The sequence below is a fragment of the Actinomycetota bacterium genome, from assembly GCA_035536535.1.
Taxonomy (GTDB): domain Bacteria; phylum Actinomycetota; class JAICYB01; order JAICYB01; family JAICYB01; genus DATLNZ01.
Genome location: DATLNZ010000123.1, coordinates 1 through 2,647, shown reverse-complemented (window position 1 = coordinate 2,647; position 2,647 = coordinate 1). Strand labels below are relative to the sequence as shown.

Below are 2,647 nucleotides of genomic sequence, written 5' to 3'. Positions count from 1 at the left end.
TATGAGTCACCACCTGGTCGGTGCCGCGGAGATAGCCGAGATGCTCGGCGTGTCTCGACAACGGGTGGACCAGCTGGCCGACGAGCACCCGGACTTCCCGGCTCCCGAGGCCGAGCTCGCGGGGGGCCGGGTCTGGAGCCGGACCGCCATAGCGACCTGGGCGACGCTGCACAAGGATCGCAAGATGCGCCGCCGCAAGCAGGTCGGCGGGATGTTCGAGCGAATGACCGACCGGGCCCGGCGCGTGGTCGTGCTGGCCCAGGAGGAGGCGCGGGGTCTCAGGCACGGCTACATCGGTACCGAGCACATCCTCCTGGGGCTCATCCATGAGGGCCAGGGGCTTGCCGCCAAGGCGCTGGAGTCACTGAACGTGACTCTGGAGCAGGTCAGGGCGCAGGTCGAGGAGACCATCGGAGTGGGCACGTCCACCCCGCAGGGGCACATCCCGTTCACCCCGAGGGCCAAGAAGGTGCTGGAGCTGTCCCTTCGCGAGGCGCTCAAGCTCGGCCACAACTTCATCGGTACCGAGCACATCCTGCTCGGCCTCCTGCGGGAGGGCGAGGGCGTTGCCGCCAACGTGATGATGAAGATCGGACTGGACCTGCCGAAGGTGCGCGACCTGGTCGTGGAGTCGCTCAGCGACTCTATCGACTTGCCTGCGGACGACGAGCTTGAGAGCGCGGACGGCTCTTTCGAAGCTGGTGACGAGGATCCCCACCCTCCCTCTGGCCCTGGGACCCCGGGTAAGCAGACGCACGAGTTGGCTTCGATGCTGCTGGAGCGAATCGAGTCGATGGAGGCGAGGTTGCGCGCGCTCGAGCAAGATCGAGGCGGCTAGCCCCGCGACCGAGCCTGGCCGTTCGAGTCCCGCCGCCGGATGGCGGCCGCCGCGAGTCCGGGCGCCTCCGGTGGACCTGCTTGATACCCTCGCGGAACCATGTTCGAGTCTCTTTCAGACCGCCTCGAGACCGCCTTCGCGCGCCTGCGCCGCAAAGGCAGGCTCACGAAAGAGGACGTCGAGGAGGGCCTGAAGGAGATCCGGACGGCGCTGCTGGAGGCCGACGTCAGCCTCCCGGTGGTCCGCAACTTCCTCGAGAGGGTCCGCGAGCAGGCGGTGGGCGACCAGGTCCTGCGCTCCCTGACCCCCGGACAGCACATCGTCAAGATCGTCCACGACGAGCTCGTCGCGCTGCTGGGCGGACAGCAGCGTCAGCTGATCCGTGCGGACAAGCCCCCGACGGTCATCCTGCTCGTCGGCCTGCAGGGGTCCGGAAAGACCACCGCGGCCGCCAAGCTCGCTGCGCACCTCAAGGCCCGCGGGACCCGGCCGCTTCTGGCGGCTTGCGACCTGCAGCGACCGGCGGCCGTGGAGCAGCTCCGGCAGCTCGGCGCCCAGGTGGGGGTGGCGGTCGAGGCCGGTGAAGCCGGCGGGGACCCGGTCAAGACGGCGGCGCAGGCGCTCAAGCGGGCCAGGACGGAGAACTTCGGCGCTCTCATCGTCGACTCGGCAGGCCGGCTGACCGTGGACGAGGAGATGATGGAGCAGGCTCGGTCCATACGCGACGCCGTGTCGCCACACGAGACTCTTCTCGTCCTGGATTCGATGACCGGACAGGACGCCGTCCAGACCGCCGAGTCTTTCGCCGAGCGCCTGGACCCCACCGGGGCCATCCTCACCAAGCTGGACGGCGACGCACGCGGAGGCGCGGCACTTTCGCTTGTGGAGGCCGCCGGCGTCCCGATCGTCTTCGCCGGGACAGGGGAGCGCATCGAGGACCTCGAGCCCTTCCACCCGGACCGCATCGCCTCGCGGATCCTCGGGATGGGCGACGTCCTTTCGCTGATCGAGAAGGCGGAGTCCGCGATCGCCGAGGAGGACGCCGAAGCGCTGGAGCGCAAGATCCGTGAGGCGACGTTCGACCTGAAGGACTTTTTGGACCAGCTCCAGATGGTCAGGCAGATGGGACCCATCCAGAACCTGGTCGGCCTCATGCCGAACATCCCGGGCGTCGGCCGCATCTCCGACCAGGAGGTCGACGAGGGCCAGCTCACCCGCGTGGAGTCGATCATCAGGTCGATGACTCCTCAGGAGCGCGCCAAGCCGGAGCTGATCAACGCTTCGCGCCGGCGGCGGATAGCCGAGGGGTCCGGCAACCAGCCGCAGGACGTGAACAACGTCCTCAAGCAGTTCGACCAGATGCGCAAGATGATGCGCCAGATGGCCGGCGCCATCCCGGGCAAGGGGCGGAAGGGCGCCAGCCGCAAGGCCCGGCGGGGCATGCCGAAGATGAAGGGGTTCTAGCCCCGGCGCCCGAGCAGCGGTGAACGCCGGGGCTCTCCCGAGGCTTTACGACAGCAGCGGCTCCAGTTCCTTCACCAGGGCGTCCTTGCCGCCGAAGCCCGTGACGCGATGGACCTCCTCGCCGTTGCGGAAGACGATCATCGTGGGGATTCCGCGGAACCCGAACCGTTCCCAGACTCCGTCGAAGTCGTCCACGTTCAGCTTGCGGAAGCGCATGCGCCCGGACCACTCGTCCGAAAGCTGAGCCAGCACCGGCGTGATCGCGCGGCACGGCGCACACCACTCCGCCCAGAAGTCCACAAGCAATGGGACGTCGTCCGATGAGGCCTTCGGGATCTCGTCCGG

General features: G+C 68.4%; 2 protein-coding genes and 1 pseudogene. 2 read left to right on the top strand and 1 reads right to left on the bottom strand.

Annotation, left to right across the window (positions count from 1 at the left end; all coding sequences use genetic code 11):
- The first annotated feature begins 211 nt into the window (after positions 1-211).
- Positions 212-640: pseudogene (locus tag VNE62_08355) on the top strand (Clp protease N-terminal domain-containing protein).
- Between the two features lie 297 nt (positions 641-937).
- The gene (ffh, locus tag VNE62_08350; GenBank protein ID HVE92296.1) at positions 938-2,302 is read left to right on the top strand and encodes a signal recognition particle protein; all 1,365 of its coding nucleotides are present in this window, start codon (positions 938-940) and stop codon (positions 2,300-2,302) included.
- A gap of 45 nt (positions 2,303-2,347) precedes the next feature.
- Here ffh and VNE62_08345 read toward each other — a convergent pair.
- Positions 2,348-2,647 (bottom strand): thioredoxin domain-containing protein (locus tag VNE62_08345; protein HVE92295.1); only part of this gene is annotated, 300 nt, incomplete at its 5' end.